Origin of the sequence: Paenibacillus sp. NPDC058177 (genome assembly GCF_042883835.1) — a bacterium.
In the GTDB taxonomy this organism is placed as follows: domain Bacteria; phylum Bacillota; class Bacilli; order Paenibacillales; family Paenibacillaceae; genus Paenibacillus_AQ; species Paenibacillus_AQ agri.
In genome coordinates, this window is the sequence record NZ_JBHVVB010000001.1 from 1,429,291 (window position 1) to 1,454,340 (window position 25,050).

19 protein-coding genes are annotated in these 25,050 nt (G+C 48.6%); 5 read left to right on the forward strand and 14 right to left on the reverse strand.

Annotated elements, in window-relative coordinates; genetic code table 11:
* Positions 1 to 328: 328 nt before the first annotated feature.
* The 4 genes from ACFVU8_RS06770 to ACFVU8_RS06785 form a co-directional block, all read right to left on the reverse strand.
* On the reverse strand, positions 329 to 1,003 hold the full coding sequence (locus ACFVU8_RS06770; protein ID WP_387426434.1) for a VOC family protein: 675 nt from the start codon (positions 1,001 to 1,003) through the stop codon (positions 329 to 331).
* A gap of 407 nt (positions 1,004 to 1,410) precedes the next feature.
* Positions 1,411 to 2,277 (reverse strand): transglutaminase family protein, encoded by an 867-nt coding sequence (locus tag ACFVU8_RS06775; protein ID WP_387426436.1) that lies wholly within the window; start codon positions 2,275 to 2,277, stop codon positions 1,411 to 1,413.
* Positions 2,274 to 3,227: an alpha-E domain-containing protein gene (locus ACFVU8_RS06780; protein WP_387426438.1), complete on the reverse strand. Its 954-nt coding sequence runs from the start codon at positions 3,225 to 3,227 to the stop codon at positions 2,274 to 2,276. Before ACFVU8_RS06780 ends, ACFVU8_RS06775 begins: the two co-directional genes overlap by 4 nt.
* Positions 3,228 to 3,258: 31 nt before the next feature.
* Complete coding sequence (locus ACFVU8_RS06785; protein ID WP_387426440.1) at positions 3,259 to 4,725, reverse strand: circularly permuted type 2 ATP-grasp protein; 1,467 nt, start codon at positions 4,723 to 4,725, stop codon at positions 3,259 to 3,261.
* 1,024 nt (positions 4,726 to 5,749) lie between these two features.
* Here ACFVU8_RS06785 and ACFVU8_RS06790 point away from each other — a divergent pair.
* The 3 genes from ACFVU8_RS06790 to ACFVU8_RS06800 all read left to right on the forward strand — a co-directional run bounded on the left by ACFVU8_RS06790 (position 5,750) and on the right by ACFVU8_RS06800 (position 9,705).
* Positions 5,750 to 6,850, forward strand: coding sequence for an extracellular solute-binding protein (locus tag ACFVU8_RS06790; protein WP_387426442.1), 1,101 nt, complete (start codon positions 5,750 to 5,752; stop codon positions 6,848 to 6,850).
* 116 nt (positions 6,851 to 6,966) lie between these two features.
* Positions 6,967 to 7,983 (forward strand): ABC transporter ATP-binding protein, encoded by a 1,017-nt coding sequence (locus tag ACFVU8_RS06795; RefSeq protein ID WP_387426443.1) that lies wholly within the window; start codon positions 6,967 to 6,969, stop codon positions 7,981 to 7,983.
* A gap of 12 nt (positions 7,984 to 7,995) precedes the next feature.
* Complete coding sequence (locus ACFVU8_RS06800; RefSeq protein ID WP_387426445.1) at positions 7,996 to 9,705, forward strand: ABC transporter permease; 1,710 nt, start codon at positions 7,996 to 7,998, stop codon at positions 9,703 to 9,705.
* A gap of 101 nt (positions 9,706 to 9,806) precedes the next feature.
* Here ACFVU8_RS06800 and ACFVU8_RS06805 read toward each other — a convergent pair whose 3' ends face one another.
* Positions 9,807 to 11,012: an alpha/beta hydrolase gene (locus tag ACFVU8_RS06805; RefSeq protein ID WP_387426446.1), complete on the reverse strand. Its 1,206-nt coding sequence runs from the start codon at positions 11,010 to 11,012 to the stop codon at positions 9,807 to 9,809.
* A gap of 102 nt (positions 11,013 to 11,114) precedes the next feature.
* Complete coding sequence (locus ACFVU8_RS06810; RefSeq protein WP_387426448.1) at positions 11,115 to 11,561, reverse strand: CcdC protein domain-containing protein; 447 nt, start codon at positions 11,559 to 11,561, stop codon at positions 11,115 to 11,117.
* A 125-nt stretch (positions 11,562 to 11,686) separates the two neighbouring features.
* Here ACFVU8_RS06810 and ACFVU8_RS06815 point away from each other — a divergent pair, with 125 nt between their 5' ends.
* The gene (locus ACFVU8_RS06815; RefSeq protein ID WP_387426450.1) at positions 11,687 to 11,848 is read left to right on the forward strand and encodes a hypothetical protein; all 162 of its coding nucleotides are present in this window, start codon (positions 11,687 to 11,689) and stop codon (positions 11,846 to 11,848) included.
* A gap of 298 nt (positions 11,849 to 12,146) precedes the next feature.
* Here the strand turns inward: ACFVU8_RS06815 and ACFVU8_RS06820 are convergent, their stop codons facing one another.
* Positions 12,147 to 13,022 (reverse strand): glycerophosphodiester phosphodiesterase family protein, encoded by an 876-nt coding sequence (locus ACFVU8_RS06820; RefSeq protein WP_387426451.1) that lies wholly within the window; start codon positions 13,020 to 13,022, stop codon positions 12,147 to 12,149.
* A gap of 403 nt (positions 13,023 to 13,425) precedes the next feature.
* Here ACFVU8_RS06820 and ACFVU8_RS06825 point away from each other — a divergent pair, with 403 nt between their 5' ends.
* Positions 13,426 to 15,612 (forward strand): extracellular solute-binding protein, encoded by a 2,187-nt coding sequence (locus ACFVU8_RS06825; protein ID WP_387426452.1) that lies wholly within the window; start codon positions 13,426 to 13,428, stop codon positions 15,610 to 15,612.
* A gap of 147 nt (positions 15,613 to 15,759) precedes the next feature.
* On the opposite strand, the gene ftsY is transcribed toward ACFVU8_RS06825, so the two are convergent.
* The 7 genes from ftsY to fabD form a co-directional block, all read right to left on the reverse strand.
* Positions 15,760 to 16,752 carry a signal recognition particle-docking protein FtsY gene (gene ftsY, locus ACFVU8_RS06830; RefSeq protein ID WP_387426453.1) on the reverse strand — a complete coding sequence of 331 codons (993 nt, stop codon included), beginning with the start codon at positions 16,750 to 16,752 and terminating at the stop codon, positions 15,760 to 15,762.
* A gap of 97 nt (positions 16,753 to 16,849) precedes the next feature.
* On the reverse strand, positions 16,850 to 20,419 hold the full coding sequence (gene smc / locus ACFVU8_RS06835) for a chromosome segregation protein SMC (protein ID WP_387426454.1): 3,570 nt from the start codon (positions 20,417 to 20,419) through the stop codon (positions 16,850 to 16,852).
* Between the two features lie 342 nt (positions 20,420 to 20,761).
* Positions 20,762 to 21,466, reverse strand: coding sequence for a ribonuclease III (gene rnc, locus ACFVU8_RS06840; protein ID WP_175374788.1), 705 nt, complete (start codon positions 21,464 to 21,466; stop codon positions 20,762 to 20,764).
* 15 nt (positions 21,467 to 21,481) lie between these two features.
* Entirely contained in the window at positions 21,482 to 22,717 is a 1,236-nt protein-coding gene (gene fabF, locus ACFVU8_RS06845) for a beta-ketoacyl-ACP synthase II (protein WP_175374787.1), read from the reverse strand.
* 192 nt (positions 22,718 to 22,909) lie between these two features.
* Complete coding sequence (locus tag ACFVU8_RS06850; RefSeq protein ID WP_019911228.1) at positions 22,910 to 23,143, reverse strand: acyl carrier protein; 234 nt, start codon at positions 23,141 to 23,143, stop codon at positions 22,910 to 22,912.
* Between the two features lie 122 nt (positions 23,144 to 23,265).
* Positions 23,266 to 24,015, reverse strand: coding sequence for a 3-oxoacyl-[acyl-carrier-protein] reductase (gene fabG, locus ACFVU8_RS06855; RefSeq protein ID WP_379197585.1), 750 nt, complete (start codon positions 24,013 to 24,015; stop codon positions 23,266 to 23,268).
* Between the two features lie 61 nt (positions 24,016 to 24,076).
* Positions 24,077 to 25,000, reverse strand: coding sequence for an ACP S-malonyltransferase (fabD, locus tag ACFVU8_RS06860; protein ID WP_387426455.1), 924 nt, complete (start codon positions 24,998 to 25,000; stop codon positions 24,077 to 24,079).
* Positions 25,001 to 25,050 lie beyond the last annotated feature (50 nt).

Below are 25,050 nucleotides of genomic sequence, written 5' to 3' on the forward strand. Positions count from 1 at the left end.
TCACACCAACGAAAAGATACAGGTCATGCTTAAAAACAGTATACCAAGAAGAATCCAAATGACCAACACGAAATCTTGATACGTATGATATAGATTGAACTTAGAGTTCTTACACAGGGTTAGATCGTCATTGCGGAAAACGCTTGAACTCCCGGCCGATGTTGTTCCCAGATTTCTTTAGATTGTACCGCTATTCGCGGATAAAATCCGGAGACAGCCTTTGCTTCCGATGCCAGCTTTTCTACGAAAAACTTTTAGGCAGTCACTTTCGCACCTTCAGTTCCAAACTTCCCCTCCATTCCGTTCCCCTTACGTTAAGTTTTTTAGTTCAATCAATATCGTTGGTTTTTTTGTTCACAACATTTAACTCTGGAAACGAAAGTCTTCCGATGCCTTCTACCAGCATCTCCAGGGGATAAAATTCGGCGTTCAGATTGGAGAAGAACCACTGACGGCCCCTTTTTACCACAATGCCCAAGCCGGTTTCATCCCCAACTGGAGTGAAGCCTTCACTCACCTCTCCCCAGCTCGGAATACCAAAATCGTTTAACTGTCTCACAAGCGGAAGCACTTCATCGGTGACTATTCCAACTTCGCTGACGCCAAGGAGCGCACTGGCTGAGAAAGGCACCTCGGCAGGATGCTCCAGATTATGACGAGCGATGAATTCCAGCAGATTTCCTGAAGGGTCTTCAAAGTAAAAGGCATGTGCGTTCCAGCTTTCAAAGAACACCTCATCCTCCCCCTTCACCTCGTTCAGCGTAAGCCTTGACTTGGCCCATGCTTTAGCTTCGGCAAATTGCTGCGCCGGTATATTAAATGCCAGATGGTAGTAGGGTTTCTCTGGCATGTCTACTGCATGAAAGGTTACTTTCGTAGTGCCAATCTGTACGGCAAACTGTCCTGGAGCTTCCTCGGAGATCTCAAGTTCCAGCTTGTCTTTATAGTAGCTGCGAGTCTTTTCTAAATTCCCAGTCCAAAGTGTTACTTCTTTAATAATCATATTACACCTCCAATGTTTGTGTTATTCTGTTATTTTATCCTTATCCTTTGGCCGTTAAAGCTGCAATATTAGCATTCTTCAGAACGTTTCGCTCAAAGCCTCTATTAACACTGTTGTTCAAGGCTTGGCCAATCTCCTCCAGAGAGAGATCACCTGTTTCGGAAGCAAGGGGCGCAGCACTGGGTATAGCCCGTTGATATAATTATAAATGCTATGTACAGGTCAGACCAGGGATTGAACGAACGTATCCCGGGCGGAACATGTATGTTTTTTAGCAGATCTACATTAGCTTTCTTAAGATAACAGTAATTCTGCATCATTAATGACAATTTGTGCCCCCTTCTAATCTATCCCAAACATAAATAGGGACTAACCTGATTTTCACAATCAGGCCAGCCCCTCTACTTCTAATTATCCAGGCGAGTTACATCCACCTTGACCGTTAGAGATCCCGCATTACCCCGGTATACCCCTTTGACAGGTACAATATCCTTATAGTCTCTTCCGTGTCCCAGCTTAATGTATCTCCAGTTCACTTCAGTGTCGTTAGTAGGATCAAAGCCCAGCCAGCCCGTACCCGGAATGTGCGTCTCTACCCATGCATGCGAAGCCTGTTCAAAATCCGCATTACCTCCCTGCAAATCCCCAACAAAATGATATCCGCTCACATACCTTGATGGCAACCCGACGCTACGGCAGACCGCGATCATCAGATGCGCATAATCCTGACAGACGCCGCGTTTGAGCTTTAATGCTTTTTTAACCGTTGTATTCACGCTCGTTGCCTCCGGGTCGTACGTGAACTGCTCAAAGATCGTCGAAGATAGCTGTTTGACCCATTCATACATCCCTTCGGCAGCGTCAAAAGGATACTGTGAAGCAAACTCAACGAGTTCAGGCGTCACTTCCGTATAGCTAGTTGGCAAAATAAATTCGATATACCGGTTCTGGAACCTGGAATCCCCCAGCAGCTTCACCTGCTCTGCCAGGGGGATGGACGGCAAACCAGCGCCCTGCGCTTTATCGAGTGTCACCACCGTAGCTTTGGTATGGATAACCATCTCAGTATGCGGCTTATTGACCGAATAAGCGTGGACGCGGTTGCCGAAAAAATCCTCGTATGTCAGCAGATTCGCCGGCGGATGCACCTCCACCTCATGGTGATAACAGGACTGACGATAATTGGTGCGCGGCGTGAGGCGAATTTCATTGACACTGTCCGTAACCGGCTCGGGGTAAGTATATGTTGTTGTATGATGGATTTGGATTTTCATGCTGAGATGCCTTCCCGCCGAAAAAAGGCGCCTTCCATTGTTTTACCCAGCCGCTCGCAGGATTGTACCAGCGCTTGCAGCACATGCTCTACCATGTCGCCGGACATTTCCTCCTTCTCCATATAATCCAGCTCCGCCTGGATTCTACCCGCTTGCCGGATCACTCGCTCATACCCTGACCCTTTGTCAGATCCGTCAAGCTCTAGTGCTGCCAGATGTTCACCCAGCTTATGAAAGGAAAAACAGATCGACCTCGGAAATTGCGCACTTCCAATCAGAAACTCCAGAATACTCTCCGGTGAGACAGCATCGGCATAATACCGCCGGAAGGCTTGGTATCCGCTCACGGATTTGAGTACCGCCTGAAGCTGAGTGTACATCGCATTGATGTCCTTGTCCTTGCATGATGCCGTGACCGACTGAAGGATCCGTGTTGTATTCTCCGCACGTTCCAGGAAACGACCGCTCTCAATAAAATGCCACTCATTTCCCCGCACCATCACCGATTGTTCTGCGCCGAGGAACATGGCCGTCCGCTCCTTAACGTGACGATAGAACTGATGCGGTCCGCGCATAATATCCGCCACTGAGCGTTCCCCCAGCCAGAGATTAAAGCTATTCACGATATCCCATAGCTCGCTGGGCAGATGCTGACGCAGTGTACGCAGATTATTTCTTGCATGATGGACACAGGAGAAGAGGGAATTGGGGTTGCCGAGATCCAGCGTAATGAAGGACAACACATCCTGTTCAGAGAAGGTTTCGAACTGTTGACTGTATTCACTTCGTACCCCAAGCGCATCGATCAGCCGTGACCATTTATGACCTTCCTGCTGAAAATCCGCCTCTTGCTGAACATGATAATGGACGTCGATCAGCCGTGCGTGGTTCTCTGCCCGTTCAATATACCGGCCTATCCAAAATAACGCTTCTGCATTGCGATTCAGCATCGTCAGCCACCCCTTTTTCTAATATAAAATATCAGGCCATCACCCAGGTATCCTTAACCCCTCCACCCTGTGAGGAATTGACAACAAGCGAACCTTCTTTCATGGCCACGCGAGTTAGTCCGCCGGGAATCACATGCGGCTTGCAGTCCGCTCCCATCAGGACAAATGCTCTAAGGTCGATGTGCCGTGGCGTCATTCCCCCGGACTCCGACAGTACCGGCGCTCTAGACAAGGACATGATGGGCTGGGCAATATAACGCTCCGGATCGGCCAGAATCTTCAAGCGGAACTCGTTTTGTTCTTCCCGGGTCGCCTCGCTACCAATCAGCATGCCGTATCCGCCGGATAGCGAAGTTTCTTTCACAACCATATCCTCCAAGTGTTCCAGCACGTACTGGCGCTCCTCCGCTTTAGACAGCAAATAGGTAGGCACGTTGTCCAGTATCGGTTCTTCCTTGAGATAATATCGAATCATGTCCGGTACATACACGTAAATAGCCTTGTCGTCCGCCACCCCTGTTCCCGGAGCATTGGCAATCGCAATATTGCCAGCCCTGTAGGCATTCATGAGTCCGGCTACACCGAGTAACGAATCGGGCTGAAAGGCCAGTGGATCAATATAATCATCATCCAATCTTCGGTACAGCACATCCACACGGCGCAGACCATCCATGGATTTCAAATAGATTTTATGATCACGGGCGACCAGATCACGTCCCTCGACCAGATGAATTCCCATCTGTTGTGCGAGGAAGGCATGCTCGTAATACGCCGAGTTGTATTCACCTGGTGTCAGCAGTGCGATGACCGGGTCCCGCGTCCGTGAAGGAGACAAGCTGCGTAGCACGGATAAAAAGCAGTTGAGGCTGTGATCCACATCTCGAATGGAGCTGGCCAGGGAAAGTTCAGGGAACAGCTGATTCATCAGTGATCTCCCTTTGAACAAATAAGAGAACCCTGATGGTGTACGCAGGTTATCCTCCAGTACATAATACTTTCCGTCATGATGGCGGATGAGATCAATACCGGATGTAGTGACATAGGCCCCGCCTGGAACACGTAGTCCCGCCATCTCTGGCCGAAAATAACAATTGGAGAGGATCATTCGACGCGGCACAATTCCATCCCTCACAATGTTCTGCTCATGATAAATATCATGAATGAACAAATTGAGCGCTGTAATGCGCTGTACGATCCCGGCCTCCATCCGCTCCCATTCCCCCTTCGGGATAATCCGCGGCACCATATCAAAGGGGATCGTCCGTTCCATTGGATGGTCCTGAGCCGGATTGTATAGTGTAAATGTAATGCCTTCTTCCATCATCCGACGCTGCATAAGGTTCTGCTTCCCCTGCAGCTCTTCGGGACTCATTCCGGCAAACATACGGCTCACATGTTGATAGTGGGGCCTAACACTCCGCGCATCAGCATACATCTCATCATAGTAATGAAATAGCGGATACGGGGATAGGCCGAGCAGTGGATCGAGTTTGGACATGAGCCCGACTCTCCTTTCGGATAAATGTAATGTTTTCTGACAGTGAATTCATCCATTCTAGAAAAAAATGTGAATTAACGCTGTTTTTATTTTCATTCTACGTATTCACACGTACTCATGTCAATATACATAACAACAAAATGTTGTTTTCACCCTGACAGCTATTATGTAATCGCTTCCTTATAGCTTTTCTGTGTATAGTAAGAGCGTCTATGCAAATTTCACAGCAATTGTAGGATCAATGCTCTGGATATTTCTATTATTGTGAATTTTTCATATATTGTATTTTTTACTTATTGAACTTTTAGCCTATATCTTCAGTCTCTTCATCATCCATGGCATGTTCCCCGGATATAACCAGGAGATCAAGGCATAATAGCGGTGTGAATGGGCACAGCTCACCGACTATATAGAACGCATTTAAAAAACAAAGATGGCCAAGAAAAAGAGAGTTTATATAAGAAGGATCGAAGTCGAAGTGTAATTAACGGCATTTCTGTACCTTAAATCCTCTGCAGCTAAGGGTTAGTAGAGATTAAGTGCAATAATGTACCTTAAAACTTCCAGAACACCCCGTTCAGCATAATTTACCGAAAAATAAAATACAATAATGCCCTTATTTCACATATTTTTCTGCATTGAAGAAAAATAAGGTGCAAAAATGCCGTTAGTTGAGGCGGTGCCCCCTCTTTTCCAATGTTAAGACGATTGTTGAAGGGGGAATTACCGTTTCTAGTGGTTGAAATCTGTCGACAGTCTACGTTCCGGCGCCAGCTGTTCTATGGAAAGCTTGCAGGCGAATGCTTTGCCCCTACAGTTCCAAACTTCCCCGTTCGCTCATCTTCGCTTTTTGTTAATTTCTTTTGTTCGGCTTATATATCGTGTTCAGCTCTTTTCAGAAGTTTTGTTAACTTTATTAAGGCTATGTTAAATAACATCAATTCGATTGACGGTGATTTTCGGATGTTGCTATAATCAATTTGAAATTGACACGTTCCAAAAATAATGAAAAAGGGAGACTTTTATGAACACCAAATTCAAACGGATGGTCCTGCCTCTACTCGGTCTTGTACTCACCAGCACGCTCGCTGCATGTGGAAATCAATCCTCCACCACAAATGCAACCAATGCCGTAAGCCCGACTGAGGCTGCTAGTTCTGCTAAGGCTCCACTCGTTGTCTACACTAATTCCGCTTCTGACGGCAGAGGTGATTGGCTGAAAGAGAAAGCCAAAGAAAAAGGCTTCGACCTGCAAATCGTAGAAGGTGGCGGCGGCGATATTGCTAACCGTCTGATTGCCGAAAAAAACAAGCCGGTAGCCGACATTATTTATGGTTTAAGTACGGTGAACTATGTGGAATTCAAGTCGCAGGACATGCTGGAGCAGTACAAGCCCGCGTGGGCAAGCGAAGTTCCTGAGGGCTTAAGCGATAAAGACGATTATTACCATGGGATTGTTAAGCAAGCGATCCTCCTGATTTACAACTCTAAGCTGTACAACGAAAGCACCGCTCCTAAAGACTGGTCGGATCTGTGGACCAACCCGCAATTCCATAATAAATATGATGCACCGGGAACGAACGATCTCGGCGGCGCTACCGTTCGTGCGGTTCTGGCTGGCATTCTCGTGCGCTATCAGGACCCGAATGGTGAGTACGGAATCTCCCAGCAGGGTTGGGATGCCATGAAGAACTACCTGAAATACGGTTTTTATAAAGCCGAAGGCGACGATTTCTATGCCAACCTGGCTAGTGGAAAGTCACCTTTTGGCCCGATGTTCTCTAGCGGTATCGCTTCGAGAGAGAAGCAGTACAACGTCAAAGCCGGAATTGTAAAACCAGCCATTGGTGTCCCTTATATTGTTGAGCAAGTAGCGATTGTCAAAGGTACGAAGAACCTGGATACCGCCAAAGCCTTTGTCGATTGGTTCGGTAGCAGCGAGGTACAGACAGAATGGTCCAAGCAGTTCTCCACTATGCCAGCTAACAGCAAAGCGCTCGAGAACGCCGCGCAGGATCTTAAAGATCTGGACGCTTCCCTCAAACAACAGCCGATCGATTGGGAGTTTGTGAACAAGAACATCAACAACTGGGTTGAGAAAATCCAGCTTGAGCTTTTGCCGTAATTCAGCATCATGACCATCCCGGCAGCAGGAGCACAGGCGCCTCATTTATGGCGCGCCAGCCCCCTCTGCCGGGTGGCTTTATTTTTATACAACAAGTAGTGAGGAGCCGGGGAATCATGATCGAATTTAGAGACATAGAAATTAAATATAACGATTTTATCGCAGTGAAGAACTTGAATTTGAAGATTGCTGAAGGTGAGTTTTTCACCATGCTGGGCCCTTCCGGTTGTGGCAAAACGACTACATTGCGAAGCCTTGTTGGATTTGTCAGCCCGACGCATGGATCCATTCATGTGAATGGCAAGGACATCACGCAATTACCTGTAGAGAAACGGGACATCAGTATGGTTTTTCAAAGTTACGCCCTGTTCCCGACTCTTAATGTATATGAGAACATCTCCTTCGGCCTGAAGGTCAAGAAAATGCCCAAAGAACAGATTGAAGCCGAAGTGGTAGAAATCGCCCAGAAAGTGGACCTGAGTCAAGCGCAATTACGCAAAAAAGTGTCCGAGCTGTCAGGGGGCCAGCAGCAACGTGTAGCTATCGCCAGAGCGCTAGTGCTGAAGCCCAGCATTCTAGTATTGGACGAGCCCCTCTCCAATCTCGATGCCAGCCTGCGGGTCCAACTGCGAAATGAGCTGAAAAGTCTACAGAAGAAGTTTGGTATCACTACGATCTATGTAACCCATGACCAGGAGGAAGCCCTGACCTTATCGGACCGCATCGCCGTGTTCAATCACGGAGCCGTGGAGCAGGTCGGCACACCGTACGAAATTTACAGTCAGTCTGCGACCGAGTTTGTATGCAATTTTATCGGAGACATCAATACATTGGAACGTTCTATCATCGAAAAGGTTAACACAACAACAGGCAAGTCATTCGACCCGGCTAAAGCCGCCTATCTAAGAACTGAGAAAATCTACACCTCCCTGGCAGAGGGGAACGCCGAGGCGTTTACTACACTAACAGCACGCGTGATCGACGCTGAATACTACGGTTTATACACGAAATATACGTTTGAAATAGGTGGGGCCCTCCTGAAAAAGGTGGAGATTGAGGACGGACGAAGCCGCTGCATCATCGGAAATGAAATAGATATTTTTATTCGCCCGGACGATATTTTGCAATATTAGGAGGCTTTCCCCATGACAATAGAGCGCATTAAAAGATACGTAACGCCGGGGAGACTGTCCCTGCTCATTGCGGGTTTGTTCTTAACCTGGTTTATTATTGCTTTTCTGGTTTATCCCAATCTTAATCTGCTGAAGAGCGTGTTTTGGGCAAACGGAAGCTTCTCGATCGAACCTTTTCAAAAACTGCTGCACTCCAAAAGAGCGCTGAAGGGCTTGTTAAACAGCTTTATTCTGGCCGTCTCGATGGTCATTACGGTGAATATCGTCGGCATTTTTCTAGTATTTGTAACCGACTATTTCGATATTAAAGGGTCCAAGCTGCTGCGGATCGGCTATTATACTACACTTGTATACAGCGGCATTGTGCTGGTGTCAGGCTACAAATTTCTGTACGGCGAGCAGGGCTTTATTACGAAATTTCTGCTCCTGCTCTTCCCTTCTTTTCCGGCGGACTGGTTCCACGGTTACTGGGCAGTGCTGTTCGTCATGACGTTTGCTTGTACGTCCAATCACGTGTTGTTCTTATCGAATGCCATTCGCAAAATCGATTACCAAACTGTGGAGGCTGCACGTAATATGGGTGCGTCCCCCTTTTACATTTTAAGAAGAGTGGTATTGCCAGTGTTGCAGCCCTCTTTATTCGCGATTACGATCCTGCTGTTTCTGACCGGTCTTGGCGCCACCTCCGCGCCGCTGATTGTAGGGGGAACTGAATTTCAGACGATTACCCCGTTAATTCTGGCCTTTTCGAAAAGCCCAACCTCCCGGGACATGGCTTCCGTACTGGCGATCATCTTGGGAGTTGCTACACTGATTCTGTTGACCTTTCTTCGTAAGGCGGAGAAAAAAGGGAACTTTATCTCGGTCTCCAAGGTGAAATCAGAGATAGTAAAACAAAAAATCACCAACAAATGGTTGAACACACTGGTTCACGTCGTTGCTTACCTTCTATTTATAATCTATACCGTACCAATTCTATTGACAGTCATCTTTTCCTTTACGGATGCTTATAGCATCTCTACTTCCACCTTGTCCTGGGATCATTTTACGGTCAGCAACTATAAGCTGCTGTTTACCAACGCGGATGCGTATCAGCCGTATCTCATCAGTATTGTGTACGCTGCCGGGGCAGCTGTGATTGTCGTCACCTTGTCACTTCTTGTATCTCGCATTCTGCATAAGTACAGCAATCTCTTTACTACAGCGCTGGAGTACGCAATGCTAATCCCTTGGCTGCTACCTTCTACGCTAATTGCGCTAGGGTTGATCCTTACTTATGACTCGCCAAAATGGATTATGGCCAACCAGGTGCTGACCGGTTCGATGTGGATCTTAATGATCGCTTATATCATTGTGTTGATCCCGTTTACGTTGCGAATGCTCAAAGCTGCCTTCTTCAGCATTGATGCCTCCCTGGAGGATGCCGGCCGGAGTCTCGGGGCTAGTGCTTTCTATACGTTCAGAAGAGTCCTGCTCCCCATCGTTCTTCCTTCAACACTGGCGGTGCTTGCGCTCAACTTCAACAGTCAATTAGCAGACTATGATCTGACAGTCTTCCTGTACCACCCGCTGTTCAAACCGCTGGGCATCGCTATTCAAAATGCGACCAGCGGACAAACCTCTTCCGATACCCGGGCGCTCGGACTTGTGTATTCGGTCATGTTAATGGTAATCTCGTCTGTTGCACTCTATTTGGTTTATGGGAGAAAATCAAAAGCTTGAGGTTTTGGCTGATGGTAAAAAATAAAGCCCCTAATGATTGTTATAATCATAGGGGCTTTGTATTGTGATTCATTTGGAAAGCTTGCTGATTAGCCTTACTTTTAATTTGGACCAAGTCCTTGTTCTTTTAGAAATTGAGTGACCACTGACTTTTTAGCCATGTCTCCAAGGGTTCCCGGGATGACATCAAATCCATGATGCGTAGATGGGAATTTTCTAAGTGTAATGTTAACGCCCATATCCTTTGCTTTCTGCACTACCTCGTAAGTTCCTTGTGCTGGAATAAAGTCATCGTTTTCTGCTGCAACTATAAGTGTAGGGGGTGCAGAAGGAGAGGCGTAGGTTAATGAGGAGATAGCTGACAGCCGTTCTGGATGCTCTTTAGGTGAACCACCGATATAATCTGCTGTAAAATCCTTCGGTCTTTGACCATTCCACCATTTTTGCCCGTAGTCATAAGTATAACCGGGGTTAACAACAGGATATCCCGCGATCACTGCCTTCGGCTTTGGAATTGTTATATCTTGCATAGCCTCGTTAGTTGCTGCCGCCCAACCGAGGTTGACAGCCAAATTACCGCCTGCTGAGTCTCCCATAACAATTAACCGATTATTGTCTCCGCCCCATTCTTCAGCATGTTTGGACACCCAAGTCAGACCATACGCAACATCAGCAGGCGCCTTATCCCATGTAGCATATTGATCTGAAGCTAATCGATAGTCTACACTTACCACTAGCCAACCTTGATCTGCATACCACCTCATGATGGAAGACAAATCTGATGCCTGGCCGCTTATCCAACCACCGCCGTGGATATACATGATAACCGGTGCTTTATTTGTGTGGATTGGGGGCTTATACACGAGTGCCTTCAGCTCTTTACCATCTGCTACCTGATAAGTTTGCGTGACATCAGGAAGTGCAGGTTTTGCCGAGAAGGGCCAAATCGTCGATAGCACATTTATCGAGCCGCCATTGTCATAGGTTGCCTTTATAAAATTTCCTACGATCCCGCTGGAGGACAATAAGGCCAATACGGACAAAACAACGGTTGTATTCGCCAACCAGCGTTTCACTTTTTTGCGCAACGCTAAGGTAACGATAACCACAGCCAAACTAGCAACAATAAAGAGCGGACCCAATACGGACCAAGTCATGATTCCAATAGTTATTATTGAATTCCCTTTAGCGGGAACAAATAGCGTCAAGGCAGCAAACACTACCAAGATACTCACCAAACCCCCAATAACAAGGACAATTGAACGCAGTATGTTAATTAATAAAGAAGACGAATGGTTAGTAGTCACAATAAAAGCCTCCACCTTAATTTTTTATTAACCTAAGTATGACCAACATACTAAACAAATAATAAAATCCTATAGAATTTAAAATTACGAATAAACTTTAGATTAAACGCCTCGTTCCTGTAAACGCCGAACTTTGGTATACAGGAAATACCTGCGAGCAGCAATGCTTCCCAAGGGAAGAAACAGCAGCGCACTGCTCAGGATGTGGAAAGTATTATGCACATCTAATGAACTGACGAGCTGGCGTAGCAACAAAACTACGATCAAGAGAATGCTGCTCGCCCACGATCCTTTCGACGTAATTTTGCCTGACTCCGGATGAATTCGAATCTCTTCCAAATAAGCACGCCATGCACCAATACCACAACCGATCACAAGGCATAGAATATATAGCAGCATACTATTCACGCTCAACGTTGTTTGGGCTATGCTGGTGAACACTACATACGCCAGGATGGCAGGTAAAAGCCATAAACGGGTAGTCTTGATCTCCTTTTCTTTCATAGATATCATTAGAATAATTACAACTGTAATCAAAATATTCATCATGCTTGTTTCCTCACTTTCTCCATGTGTTCTTCGGTGTACATCTAGTTTATCCGAATTCGTCACGGTTTAAGTCCACCCATAGATGGATTGAATCATTCATTTACTTCGTGCTTCAATTAGAGGATATGGCGGTCATTCAAGACTACGATAATCCGCAAGAGGCGTGGGGCGGCTATAAGGAGCTGCACAAGCACCACCCGACTCGTGAGCTATATGTATTTCATACGTGCAGAAACGATGTTGAGGTCGTGGAGGAGTTTTTCTCAGGAGTGCGGCAACCGTTTTGAATCCTATGCACTAGCTGCTGATCTGATTGATTTTATGATAAGAGCTAAATACAAAGTGGATTTTGAATCCATAGATATAGTGCTTGAAAAATAGACCAAATGATTCCCTCCGTCAATGGACAGCAATCACTTGGTCTATTTTTATATACAGCGTCATCGCCTGAATAATACAATCTCGGCTCACTTGTAGTTCAGATAAAAGCGAGCTGCGACTGATTACTCACTGACGGATTGGTTGATGCTTGATATTATAAAACCCGCCTCCGGTTTCATCCAGGGCGGGTTACTTATTGTTATTTTATGAACGATGAAGTTCTATCTGTTTCAGCCGTTCATTCCTGTAGGGAGACAATAACGAAGGCCAATCCGTTTGAATAATGTCGACCTTCTTCTCGATTATTTTTCCCCATCCCAGATCAGGGCTTTGAATAATCGACGTATCATCATCCAAGCCGCCGTATAGGAATGTGTAATCGTCCAGTGTAATGGCGTTGGCCCATACAAAGAGATTTTGCTCATGCAGTCTTTCTATAACGTCGTTCTGGAACAGCGGGTCGCTGTCTGTCTTAACGATCAGTTCCATACCCACCAGATTAATATTGGTGTAAGACAACACGGTCTCGATCTCTTGAACAGAGTAAACAATCGGCATAAACATATACTTTTTCTCGTAATTATCGAAAAATTCCAGTGTCTCCTTGTTCACAGGTCCTTTTAAAATCAGTTGATTCATCATGTCATGTTGGTCCAGAATCTCTACGAGCTCAGGCCAGAAATCCCAGGCGCGGTCGATGTTTATCAATGTGTCGCCTTTTAAGTGGGGCAGCACCTGTTCCAAACGATCCAGCTTAGTGTTCGTCCGACAAAACAGACTATTGTAGTAAGACAACCCGGCAATCCGGGAAGAATCCATCGTAGTGATGTTATCAGTCTCGTTCAGCAGCCGCGGCTCTCCTCCATCATGAAACAAATAGATTGCTCCATCTGTCGATTTGGCCAAATCGATTTCGATCATATCGCCGCCCTGCTGCAGTGCGACTTTAAATGCGGGGAGCGTATTTTCAATAATATTACCGCCGAAGCTTCCTCTATGTACGGCAATCAATATTCCCCGCTCATTAAACCGTTGATTAAGTAGCCCATTGATCTTGCTGAATATAGATTTTCCAAACATCTAAATGTGCCTCCTGCTCCTGAGTGTACTGGATCAAATTCATCTTATCAAAATAATTGGAACGTGTCAATTTCGAATGATTTGGTCATACTAGAGACATCCCTTCATCTTTTTACAAATCTCTTATTGAACGTAAAAATTATAATGAGTATGATGAAGGAATATGGCTCAGCAGAAAATCAGAGCTTGGCTTACTACGTGCTAGGAGTCGCTACGGGTGCGAAGGGTTCTTCCGATCGCTGTTAAAGACCGGCTTCTGAATTGGAAGAACATTTTATCGGATGAAGTCGGTCTTTAAAGGCGAAAGCTACGCTTCTCCAGAATCCCTTCGCCCCTCCACTCCACTTCGTCGTTTCGTCAGTAGTGATTTTAATATGAGCCAAAAAAGTAGGAGGATTGTAAGATGGCTACAATCAAGGATATTGCAAAAGCAGCCGGCGTCTCGCATGGAACGGTGTCTAATGTATTGAACGGAAGAGGCAACGTCAGTGCCAAGAAGATTCGGCTGGTGGAAGAGGCTGCCCGGCAGCTTGGATATAAAATCAACTATAAGGCGCAGTCCCTGCGTTCTGGCGTAACTAAATCGATCTCTATCATCATTCCGAGCATTGAATCGGAGGAGTATGCCCAGCTGTACAAGGGTCTCGATAAGACACTCACCGAATGGGGCTACCGCACCCATCTCTACATAACCTACGATCTGCAGCTGAACGAACAAAACATACTGAAGGAAATTGCCGAAGAACGCGTTACCGGAATTATCACCATCTCTTGCCTGGACGATGCCTCTATCTATTACAATGAACTCAATATTCCGAAAGAGAACATCCTATTTGTGAATCGGAAAATCAAGAACAGCAAAGCTTTTGCTGCTTTTGACTTCGTGCAGGCCGGGAAAGATGTTTCAAGCTATCTATCGGAGAAACGGTATCAGTCGATCGGGATTTTCGTGGATGAGCAGAAGTATTCAAGCGAGCAGCAGTTCGCGGAGACTATTGCGGGGGAAATGAAGCGAGCTTCGGTCAAAATGATCGCCTCTCCCCTGGGGCAGTCTTACAGCAGAGCTTTTGAATTTTGGGAAAATGGGATACCAGACATTATTGTGACTTCCAGTCTGAGCCGGGCCCAGCTTATCAAAAACGCTCATTATTACGGTTCCGATGATCAGCAGCCGCCGATCCTATGCCTTGCGCCAACCGAAGCGGCTTTTGACGACCAGTTCATCAAATATCAGCAAAATTATCAGCTATTCGGGCATCATATCGCCGAGTCTTTAATGAAACAAGTGAATGGACAGGAGAAAATTGCGAAGAATACGATTTTTGCGAACAGCGGTCTAGAGCCAGTACATGCGCCGACAGTTAACAATCCAAGTGAGACAAACCTGACGATGCTAACGATTCCCAGTCCGACTACAGATGCGCTGAAGAAGCTGCTCCCTCATTTCACCAAGAAAACAGGCATCCATGTATCGCTGGCGATCCATACCTATGAGGAAATTTATCAGGTTCTCTCGGAGGCTTCAGGCAATCCAGGTTATGACATTGTCCGGATGGATATGGCATGGCTGTCCTGGTTCGGTAAGACGTCCTTTCATCCGCTTCAGGGTCTGGACGGGGAGTTCGATAAGATTATTCATGCCCTCCCGCTTCATATCAAAGACAATTATATGAATGTCGAAGGGGTTGCATATACGTTTCCTTTTGACCCCAGCGTTCAGATGCTCTTTTACCGAAAAGATTTATTTGAAGACCAGATGATCAAGCGGATGTACTTTGAGAAATATAAAGAGCAGTTGACGGAGCCCGCAGACTACGAAGCGTACACCAAACTGGTGACCTTCTTCACTCAGTCCTGCTTCAGTCAGTCTCCGACACCATATGGTACAAGCGTAACGCTGGGCAGACCGGAAATTATCGCGCTTGAGTTCTTAACCCGTTATTACGCAGAGGGCGGACGATTAATAACCGGTAATGGGATGACGTTGGACTTGCCAAAGGCTACACAAGCGCTGCACAACTTTATAGAAACGTTAAACGTAGCTCAGAAATTAGATGAATCCTGGTGGGGAGAGTCGGTCAATAGTTTTGCCAGAGGAGAAACGGCGATGGTTATCGGCTTTATGAACCATGTCTCGCGGATTGCGCACAGTGATGTCGGCTCGTTTATCGGCTCGGCGCCTGTTCCGGGGAATGCTCCGCTGCTTGGTGGTGGAGTGATCGGGATTTCGAAAAGCAGCAATAAGATTGAGGCGGCCATTCAGTTCATGAAATGGGTGAATCAAACTGAAATTGCGGAGCAGATCAGCTTACTTGGGGGAACGACTGGCAAGACGGAGATCAACGACAATTATACCATACGCACGCTGTACCCTTGGCTTCAGGATGCGAGCAAATGGAGCGCTCAGGGGATCAGAGAAACCAAAACACTGAAAGGCACAGGAATCAACACCAAGAAGCTCGAACTGGTAATCGGGTTATCCCTTGAAAAAATGCTGAACGGTGTACTGAGTGTCGAGCAAACGATTGAAGAGATGAACCGCCAGCTTGCTGATTTTTCGGAAAATAAAGAAAATGTGCACATCGAATAAAATGGCTGTATAACATGTTATCAACTACAATACGTGAGATTGAAAAAAGTGCGGAGCATGAGGACCCATTCCTCTACTCCGCACTTTTCTAATTTCAATATTGTAATGCGAATCTCGTTGTGGTTATGATTCGTCTGTCATGCAGACTTACTCTTCAGCCTTCTCTTCCTCGTCGATCATACCTGCGAACAGGGCATGAACGAACTGTTGGGAGTCGAATGGCTGAAGATCCTCCATTTTCTCACCCAGTCCAACGAGCTTCACCGGAAGGTTCATCTCCTGGCGGATCGCTACAACGATACCACCTTTGGCTGTTCCGTCCAGCTTGGTCAGGACCAGACCCGTTACACCGCTCTTCTCACCAAAGAGCTTGGCCTGGGTCAAAGCGTTTTGTCCAGTGGTCGCATCCAGCACCATTAGCACTTCATGCGGCGCACTTGGGATCTCACGCTGAATGACGCGGAAGATTTTGTTCAGCTCTTCCATCAGGTTGCTCTTGTTCTGCAGTCGGCCTGCGGTATCGCAGATCAGAATATCCACATTACGCTGCTTAGCTGCCTGCACAGCATCGTACATTACTGCCGCTGGGTCAGAGCCTGGGTTCTGCTTAATAACGTCTACACCCGCACGTTGGCCCCAAACTTCCAACTGCTCAATCGCTCCTGCACGGAAGGTGTCGCCTGCTGCAAGCAGAACCTTTTTGCCCTCCTGCTTATAGCGGTGAGCCAGCTTCCCGATCGTCGTAGTTTTACCAACACCGTTAACGCCAACGAAGAGAATGACGGTGATACCGTCAGGGTTCTCTTTCAGGCTGTTGTCATCGTCGCCGCGCAGCAGATCCATCAGCTTGCCTGACAGAATCGGCCGCAGCTCTGCAGCGTCTTCGATCCGTTGCTTCTTGACCTCAGCACGCAGCTCTTCTACCAGTGTCATTACCGTATTGACGCCGACGTCCGCACCGATCAGGATTTCTTCGAGTTCTTCGTAGAACTCCTCATCAATTTTTTTACGGCGGGTAATCAGGTCTGCTACCTTCTCGACGAACCCTTGGCGGGTCTTCTCCAGACCGTCACGGAATTGCTTGGTTACACTCTCCGTTTTGCTGGCGATGCTTTCTTTTAGTTTTCTGAAAAAGCTCATTGTCTTCCCCCACTCCACTCATATTACAAAGCTTGTTCATTATTTTCTCTGTCGTGTCAGGCTACATCTAGTCGCGCTCAACCGCAACTATCCTGCATCAAGCAATCTCGGCTTCCTCATCCTCCAGCTTCACAGAGACAAGCTTGGATACGCCGCCTTCTTCCATTGTGACCCCGTACAGCACATCCGCTTCCTCCATCGTCCCTTTCCGGTGGGTAACGACGATGAACTGCGTCTGCTCAGAGAACTCACGCAAATACTGGGCGAAACGCACCACATTGGCTTCATCCAGTGCGGCTTCGACCTCATCCAGTACACAGAATGGTACCGGCTTGACCTGCAGGATAGCGAAGAGCAGTGCCATCGCTGTAAGTGCGCGCTCTCCACCAGAGAGCAGCTGCAAGTTCTGCAGCTTCTTCCCTGGCGGCTGCGCGACAATGTCGATTCCCGTATCCAGCATATGATCCGGGTCCAGCAGCTGCAGATCGGCTCGGCCCCCGCCAAACAGCTTCGTGAACACAGTCCCGAACTCCTTGCGGATGGCATCAAAGGTCTGCTTGAAGCGCTTCGACATTTCATCTTCCATCTCACGGATCACATGATACAAGGTTGTCTTGGCTTCCACAAGGTCATCCTTCTGGCCACTCAGGAACGTGAAGCGTTCATGGACGCGCTGATATTCCTCAATAGCGCCCAGATTGACTTCGCCGAGTGTAGAAATGCTGCGCTTCAGACGTTGTACTTCCATCTGCGTAGCAGGGACATCTTCTGGAACCGGATAGCGTTGCTTCGCCAGTTCATAGCTCAGCTCGTAGTCGTCACTCAGCTTGCGCAGAATGTTGTCCAGTTCCACATCGAGTCTACCGACAGCGACTTCTGTAGAGCGCAGCTTGTCATCCACGACCTTCAGTGCCTGCCGCTGGTCCTTGGTCTCGCCTTCTTCCAGCTCCAGCTTGCGGGTTAACGCAGATCGCTCAGCACGTGAGAAATCCAGTTTACTGGCCGTTTCTTCCTTCTTGATCCGGTAGCTGTTCATATCTTCCTTCTGCTTGACGGCTTTAAGCTCATTGTCGGCAAGATCCTGTTCAATCGTATTCAGCAAATTCCGATTCTGACGCAGTTCTTTATCCTGTGAGCCGACATCCTGTCTCATCCGGCGAAGCTGTTCCTCCAGGGAGAAAATCTCCTGATCAAGCTTCCCTTCAGCGACCTTCATACTTGTCAGCTTGCTCTGCAGCTCTTCCTTAGCGGATTCGTTCGCTTTGCGGGCAGATTCAGCACTACGGATGGCCTCATGGGCCTCCTTCTCTTCCTTCTCCAGCCGCTCTAGCTCAGCTGTAGCCTGCTTTCGCGACTCTTCCAGGTTACGGGCTTCAGTCTCAAAGCTGCTGCGCTGTACACTGGCACTTTCGACCTGCTCCAGCACATGACGCAGCTCTTGCTCGAGCTGCTTCAGATCACCAGTCACGCGCTGTTCTTCCAGCCGCTTCTCGTCTCCGCTATGACGCAGCTCCTCCAGCTTCACGCTGGCCTTCTCCTGCTCCTCGCGAAGTCGATCAATGCCCTGCTTCAGCTTGGCAATTTGCCGTTCCGTCTCTTCTATCTCACCGCTCAGCTGATCCAACTGGCGTTTGCGGCTTAGCAGGCTGTTGTTCTTCTTATGCTGGCTACCACCGGTCATCGAACCGCCGGCATTGACAACATCGCCTTCAAGGGTCACGACCCTGTAACGATACTGGCATTTCGCCGCAATCCGGTTCGCTTGCTCCAGACTCTCAGCAATGACTACATTACCAAGCAGACTGCCTACGATGTTGGCATATTTGTCGTCGAAGCCGACAAGCTCCGAACCGATCCCAACAAAGCCTTCTGCGCCTTCCACCAGACTACGGTCACTGCCCGTAATCTGCCGTGGGCGAATGACGTCGAGTGGCAGGAATGTTGCCCGTCCAAGCTGGCGCTGCTTTAGAAAAGCAATCGCCTGCCGGGAGACTGCCTCATTCTCCATCACGACATGTTGTAGAGACGCCCCCATAGCCGTCTCAACTGCCAGTTCCAGGTTCTCGGGAACCGAGATCAGCTCAGCAACGGCACCGTGTACCCCGCTCAACTGGCCTTTACGTGCGCCTTTGAGCACTTCTTTAACCCCAAGCATGAAGCCATCGAAGTCATCCTGCATTTCCTTCATGGTCTCATGGCGGGAAACCTGCGCTTCCCGCTTCTGCTCCCATTTGCGCAAGCCCGCTCCAGTCTCCTCGATCAGCTTCTGCCGTTTGCTCAGCTGTTCGCTCTCGGAAATATAGGCATTGCGCAGCTCGCCTAGCTCCTTACCCAGAAGAGTAATCTTGTCCTTCAGCCCCTTCTGGGCAGAAGTCAACTCTTCATGGCGAACATTCCACTTGTCGCCTTCTTCATCACTGCGGCTCATCCGCCGCTCCAGGTTCTCCTTCTGCTGATCCGCATAACGGATTTCGTTGCGAGCCTGAGCCATGAGATTCATCAGCTCCAGCAGTGCGCTTTTGAGCTTCTCTTCCTTACTTTGGCTGATACCGTCCGCAACGCCTTCCAGCTTCGCTTCCTCATCACTCAGTTGACCACGCAGCTCAGCCAGTGCGGACCTGGACTGTTCCAGCTTCTGCTCCAGGGCAGCCAGCTCACGCTGGCGATCCGCTGAACGCTCACCTACAGAACCAAGCGTAAGTAACAACTGTTCCCGGTTGCTCTCCAAGTTGCGGTGACGTTCCTTGAGCACCTCACCCAAGCCTTCGCTTTTCTCATAGGCTTCACTATAGCGCAGTAACTGCCCCTGCTGCTCCTCAACCTGTGCCTCTAGCGCACGTAAGGCGGATCGCCCGCTCTCCAGCTTCGCGTCATGAGCGGAGACTACCGTCGCCAGCTCCAATTGCTCGTTACGTAGCGTTTCAAGCTTGGCATTACCTTCCTGCCAGGACGTATGAATGCCTTCAATCTGATGTACATACACCGAGATTTCCAGGTGTTTCAACTGTTCACGCAGTTCCTTGTAGCGGATCGCCTTCTCGGATTGCTCCTTCAGCGGCCCCACCTGATCTTCCAGCTCACTAAGCAAGTCGTGGATACGGAGCAAGTTCTGCTCGGTCTCATCCAGCTTGCGGCCAGCATCCTTCTTGCGTGATTTGTATTTGACAATACCTGAGGCTTCTTCGAAAATTCCCCGCCGGTCCTCAGAACGGGTACTGAGAATCTCCTCAATACGGCCTTGTCCAATAATAGAGTAGGCTTCCCGTCCGATCCCTGTGTCCATGAACAATTCCGTGATGTCCTTCAGACGGCAGGACTGCTTATTGATCAAATATTCACTTTCTCCGCTGCGGTGAACACGCCGGGTCACTGTGACCTCGCTGAAATCAAGCGGCAGCGTATGGTCTTCATTGTCCAGCGTCAGCGAGACTTCACCGTAATTCACCGCTTTGCGCGCATCGCTTCCGGCAAAAATGATATCCTCCATCTTGCCGCCGCGCAGCGATTTGGCGCTTTGTTCACCAAGCACCCAGCGGATGCCGTCAGAAATGTTACTTTTGCCGCTACCGTTAGGCCCAACTACAGCCGTAATCCCGCGTACAAATTCCATTTCTGTCTTATCGGCAAAAGATTTAAAACCCGCTAATTCAATCCGTTTCAAAAACATGACTCGCCAATCACCTCTGACCCATTATACCATAGCGTTCAGCACCCTAAAACAACCTCGCCCTGCAAGAATCCCCTTGCACGACAAGGCTTTATAACTTCTGACCGAACTCAGACATTACCTAAACTTCAATTCTCACAAGTAGAAACGGCTTTTGCCGTCCTCTAAGGGACGGCATCCGTTTCAGCGAGAAATATAAGGATGATTTATAGCGTAGAACATATGAATTCTTATATTTTCAAAAAAGAGCAGCAACGGTCTGACCTCCGCCTCTACGCCGGCATTCAGACCATTGCTGCTCTCTCTCATCGGCTGCCCCTTTACAGAACAGCGGGTGCGTTATCAGGCACCATCTTCCTTGAGACGCAACAGCGCCGCTGCTGCTGCTTGCTGCTCCGCTTCTTTCTTGGAGCGTCCGCTTCCCCGGCCAAGTGAACGGCTGGCCATGTATACCTCAGAGACAAATTCGCGCTCATGCGCGGGTCCCCGTTCTTCAATGATCCGATACTCCAGCGTACCCATGTTGTGATGCTGAATCAGTTCCTGCAGTTCCGTCTTGAAATCGCTAATCTGCATTTGAAGCTTGCCGTCCGTTTCCACAAGGGGAAATACATGGTTATCCAGGAAGGAGCGTGCTGCCTCCAACCCCTGATCCAGGTAAAGCGCTCCCACGAATGATTCGAACACATCTGCAAGCAGGGCAGGGCGAGTACGTCCGCCCGTAAGTTCTTCCCCTTTTCCCAGGAGCACATACCGTCCAAAGCCCAGTTTCTCGGCGAACTTCACTAGTGATGGCTCGCATACAATTGCGGCCCGCAGCTTGGTCAGCTCTCCTTCTGGCCTGTCCGGCAGCAGATTATACAGATACTCGGAGACTGTCAGCTCCAGGACAGCGTCGCCTAGAAACTCCAGACGTTCATTGTCCTGATGCTGATTAAATCGGTGTTCATTCACGTATGACGCATGGGTAAAGGCCTGCTTCAGAAGCACAGAATCGTGAAATTGGATTTGAAGTTGATGCTGTAACTGCTTCAGGTCTCCTTTCACCGCACTGTCCCCTTACTAGTTGAATTTTTTCAAAATAACGGTTGCGTTATGTCCACCGAATCCAAATGAATTCGACATTACAATGTTCAAATCTGCTTTACGCGGAACATTCGGTACATAATCAAGATCGCATTCCGGGTCTTGATTGTCGAGGTTGATGGTTGGTGCAATCATACCGTTCTGCAGGGAAAGCCCACAGATGATTGCTTCCACTCCGCCGGCCGCGCCAAGCAGGTGACCTGTCATCGACTTGGTGGAGCTGATCGCTACCTTGTAAGCATGATCTCCAAGTGCCTTCTTGACAGCTTCAGTCTCGGACTTGTCCCCTACAGGAGTCGATGTACCATGAGCATTGATGTAATCAATGTCCTCTGGCTTAATCCCCGCATCACGGATGGCCATCTTCATGCAGCGTGCCGCTCCGTCCGGATCTGGCTCTGTCATGTGATGCGCGTCACCACTGAGGCCGTAACCAATAACTTCCGCGTAAATCTTCGCACCACGCTTTTGTGCATGCTCCAGCGATTCAAGAATCAGGATTCCTGCGCCCTCTCCCATGACAAAACCGTCACGGTCAGTGTCAAACGGACGGCTTGCCTTCTCCGGCTCGTCGTTGCGCGTAGACATCGCTCTCATTGCACAGAAACCGGCCATGCCTGTCGGGCGAATCGTCGCTTCTGCACCGCCACAAATCATAGCATCCGCATCCCCACGTTGGATAAGCCGCAGAGATTCCCCAATAGAATGGCTACCCGTTGCACAAGCAGTTACTGTTGTTGTGTTCGGGCCTTTCGCTCCAAGGTTGATAGATACTTGTCCAGATCCCATGTTGGCGATCATCATCGGAATGAAGAACGGGCTGACACGTTTAGGTCCCTTCTCAAGCAGAAGGTTATGCTGATCTTCCCATGTTCCAAGTCCGCCAATCCCTGAACCGACAGCTACACCAATACGCTCAGCGTCAATGTCATCGCCAATCTTCAGGCCGCTATCCTTCAGTGCTTCCTCGCCAGCTGCTACCGCAAACTGTACAAAACGGTCCATCTTGCGGGCTTCTTTACGACCAAAGCGCTCTTCCGGATCGAAATCCTTGATAGAAGCTGCAATTCTCGTCGGGTATTCACTAACGTCAAATGCTTCAACTAAGGAAACCCCGGATTTACCATTCATCAGACTGTCCCAGAACGTATTCAGATCCTTGCCCAATGACGTCACTACGCCCATTCCGGTAATAACCACTCTATGACTCAAACGCAATCACCTCATCTGTTAACTGTAAGATCAAACCTATATAAACTGCAATTTCCGCAGCAGTACAAGCCATCTGCGGTTCAGTAATTATCCCCATAAGCGGCGCTCTACAAGCACCTGCAAAGCCCATTACGATGCAAAAATGAGGAGAAGTCCCGCCTTAGCAGGATCGGGACTCTCAATCATATGACTCTAGGTATGAGATTGTATGTACTTCACAACTTCACCCACGGTCGTAATCTTCTCTGCATCTTCATCAGAGATTTCCATATCGAATTCATCTTCCAATTCCATAACCAATTCTACTACATCAAGAGAATCAGCACCTAAATCATCTTTGAAAGACGCTTCTAATGTTACCTCAGCTTCATCGGCACCTAAGCGGTCGATGACAATGCGCTTTACACGCTCCAATACATCGGACATCCGGTTCACCTCCTCTTTTGGTATTATACGAGATATGAAGTCAAAATGCCATAGACGGATATAAACGCTTTCCGGCTTCCTCAAATCCCTTGTCCAGCAAGGCTTTGGACCCATTTCGGGGCTTACATGTACATACCGCCATCCACGTGAAGTGTCTGGCCTGTCATGTAAGCAGCCCCTTCGGAAGCCAGGAATACTGTCGCATTAGCGATGTCTTCCGGCCGTCCCAGGCGAGCCAGTGGAATACCTTCCACCAGTCCGCTGCGGACTTCCTCGGACAGCTCACGGGTCATATCGGTATCAATGAAGCCCGGTGCGATACAGTTCACGGTAATTCCCCGTGAGGACAGTTCACGCGCCGCTGACTTCGTCAGGCCGATAATGCCTGCTTTGGCTGCCGAGTAGTTGCTTTGGCCAGGATTCCCTGTTACACCTACGACCGAGGAGATGTTAATGATCCGTCCGTAACGTTGTTTCATCATCGGACGTGTAGCTGCCTTCAGACAGTTGAACACGCCTTTGAGATTCGTTTCGATGACCTGATCGAACTCTTCCTCTTTCATACGCATAATCAGATTATCCCGGGTAATGCCAGCGTTATTGACAAGAATGTCAATCCGGCCCCAAGTGTCCAGCACCTCTTTCACGAGCTGGTCTGCCTGCTGAGCATTGCCGACATTGCCCCGGAGGGCAATGCCCTCTGAGCCCAGCTCGACAATCCGCGCCACAGTCTCCTGTGCCGCTTCTTCACTGCCGGCGAAGTTTACGGCCACCTTCACGCCTTGCTCCGCCAGCGCCAGCGCGATACTTCGGCCAATGCCGCGCGAAGCGCCGGTAACGAGGGCTGTCTGGCCCCGTAATGCTGAGAACATAGTTTTATCCCCTTTCATTCGATATGCTTCCTGCTATTATCGCACCTGATCCGCCATTTGCTTACCAGGATGTTTGCGCACTCTCCAGGCTGTTGATGTTGACGAGCTTAACGCTCTTGTCAATTTTACGGATTAAACCTGTTAGTACGCTGCCGGAACCAATCTCTACAAAAGTGTCTACACCTTCGCTAATCATCCACTCTACACTATCATGCCACAACACAGGCGAATACACCTGACGAACCAGCAATTCACGAATTTCTTCAGGATCACTGACCGGTGCTGCTGTGACGTTGACAACGACAGGGACGGATGGAGCATTGAAAGTAATGTTCTTCAATTCAGCAGCCAGACGATCCGCTGCTTCCTTCATTAAAGAAGAATGGAACGGTCCGCTGACTTCAAGTGGAATAGCCCGCTTGCCACCGGCTTCCTTGACGCGTTGTACAACACTCTCTACGCCAGCCTGGGAACCAGATACGACGATCTGTCCCGGGCAATTCACGTTCGCCAGTTCCACCAGACCACTCTCTTCGGAAATGCTGCGGCACAGCTCTGCCAGTGCATCACGCTCTGCGCCAAGCACCGCGGCCATAGCCCCTTGTCCACCTGGCACAGCCTCTTCCATGAAGCGGCCACGCAGACGCACAAGTCTAACTGCATCTTCGTAGGAAAGAACACCTGCCGCTACAAGCGCGCTGTATTCGCCAAGACTGTGACCAGCCACATAATCCGGCTTCACGCCAAGACCGTGCAGTGCTTCAAGATACGCCACACTTGCTGTCAGCAGCGCAGGTTGAGTGTTAACCGTCTGCTTCAAATCACTGTCCGGGCCTTCGAATACCAGCTGACTCAGTGGAAACCCAAGTACTTCGTCTCCCTTGTCGAATACTGCACGACTGACCGGGAGCGCATCATATACATCTTTACCCATGCCAACTGCCTGCGCACCTTGCCCGGGAAAGACAAATGCAATTTTACCCATAATGTTGATCCCCTTCCCGTAAAAGGTAGCTGCCAAACTACCGGCGATCT

Excerpts from the sequence above, each read along its gene's own strand:
- ftsY (WP_387426453.1), bottom strand. The coding sequence starts at position 16,752 with ATGAGCTTTTTCAGAAAACTAAAAGAAAGCATCGCCAGCAAAACGGAG.
- ACFVU8_RS06775 (WP_387426436.1), bottom strand. The coding sequence starts at position 2,277 with ATGAAAATCCAAATCCATCATACAACAACATATACTTACCCCGAGCCG.
- ACFVU8_RS06825 (WP_387426452.1), top strand. The coding sequence starts at position 13,426 with ATGGCTACAATCAAGGATATTGCAAAAGCAGCCGGCGTCTCGCATGGA.
- fabD (WP_387426455.1), bottom strand. The coding sequence starts at position 25,000 with ATGGGTAAAATTGCATTTGTCTTTCCCGGGCAAGGTGCGCAGGCAGTT.
- ACFVU8_RS06780 (WP_387426438.1), bottom strand. The coding sequence starts at position 3,227 with ATGCTGAATCGCAATGCAGAAGCGTTATTTTGGATAGGCCGGTATATT.
- ACFVU8_RS06785 (WP_387426440.1), bottom strand. The coding sequence starts at position 4,725 with ATGTCCAAACTCGATCCACTGCTCGGCCTATCCCCGTATCCGCTATTT.
- ACFVU8_RS06800 (WP_387426445.1), top strand. The coding sequence starts at position 7,996 with ATGACAATAGAGCGCATTAAAAGATACGTAACGCCGGGGAGACTGTCC.
- fabG (WP_379197585.1), bottom strand. The coding sequence starts at position 24,015 with ATGTTCTCAGCATTACGGGGCCAGACAGCCCTCGTTACCGGCGCTTCG.
- ACFVU8_RS06810 (WP_387426448.1), bottom strand. The coding sequence starts at position 11,561 with ATGATGAATATTTTGATTACAGTTGTAATTATTCTAATGATATCTATG.
- ACFVU8_RS06790 (WP_387426442.1), top strand. The coding sequence starts at position 5,750 with ATGAACACCAAATTCAAACGGATGGTCCTGCCTCTACTCGGTCTTGTA.
- ACFVU8_RS06850 (WP_019911228.1), bottom strand. The coding sequence starts at position 23,143 with ATGTCCGATGTATTGGAGCGTGTAAAGCGCATTGTCATCGACCGCTTA.
- ACFVU8_RS06795 (WP_387426443.1), top strand. The coding sequence starts at position 6,967 with ATGATCGAATTTAGAGACATAGAAATTAAATATAACGATTTTATCGCA.
- ACFVU8_RS06820 (WP_387426451.1), bottom strand. The coding sequence starts at position 13,022 with ATGTTTGGAAAATCTATATTCAGCAAGATCAATGGGCTACTTAATCAA.
- smc (WP_387426454.1), bottom strand. The coding sequence starts at position 20,419 with ATGTTTTTGAAACGGATTGAATTAGCGGGTTTTAAATCTTTTGCCGAT.
- ACFVU8_RS06815 (WP_387426450.1), top strand. The coding sequence starts at position 11,687 with ATGGCGGTCATTCAAGACTACGATAATCCGCAAGAGGCGTGGGGCGGC.
- ACFVU8_RS06770 (WP_387426434.1), bottom strand. The coding sequence starts at position 1,003 with ATGATTATTAAAGAAGTAACACTTTGGACTGGGAATTTAGAAAAGACT.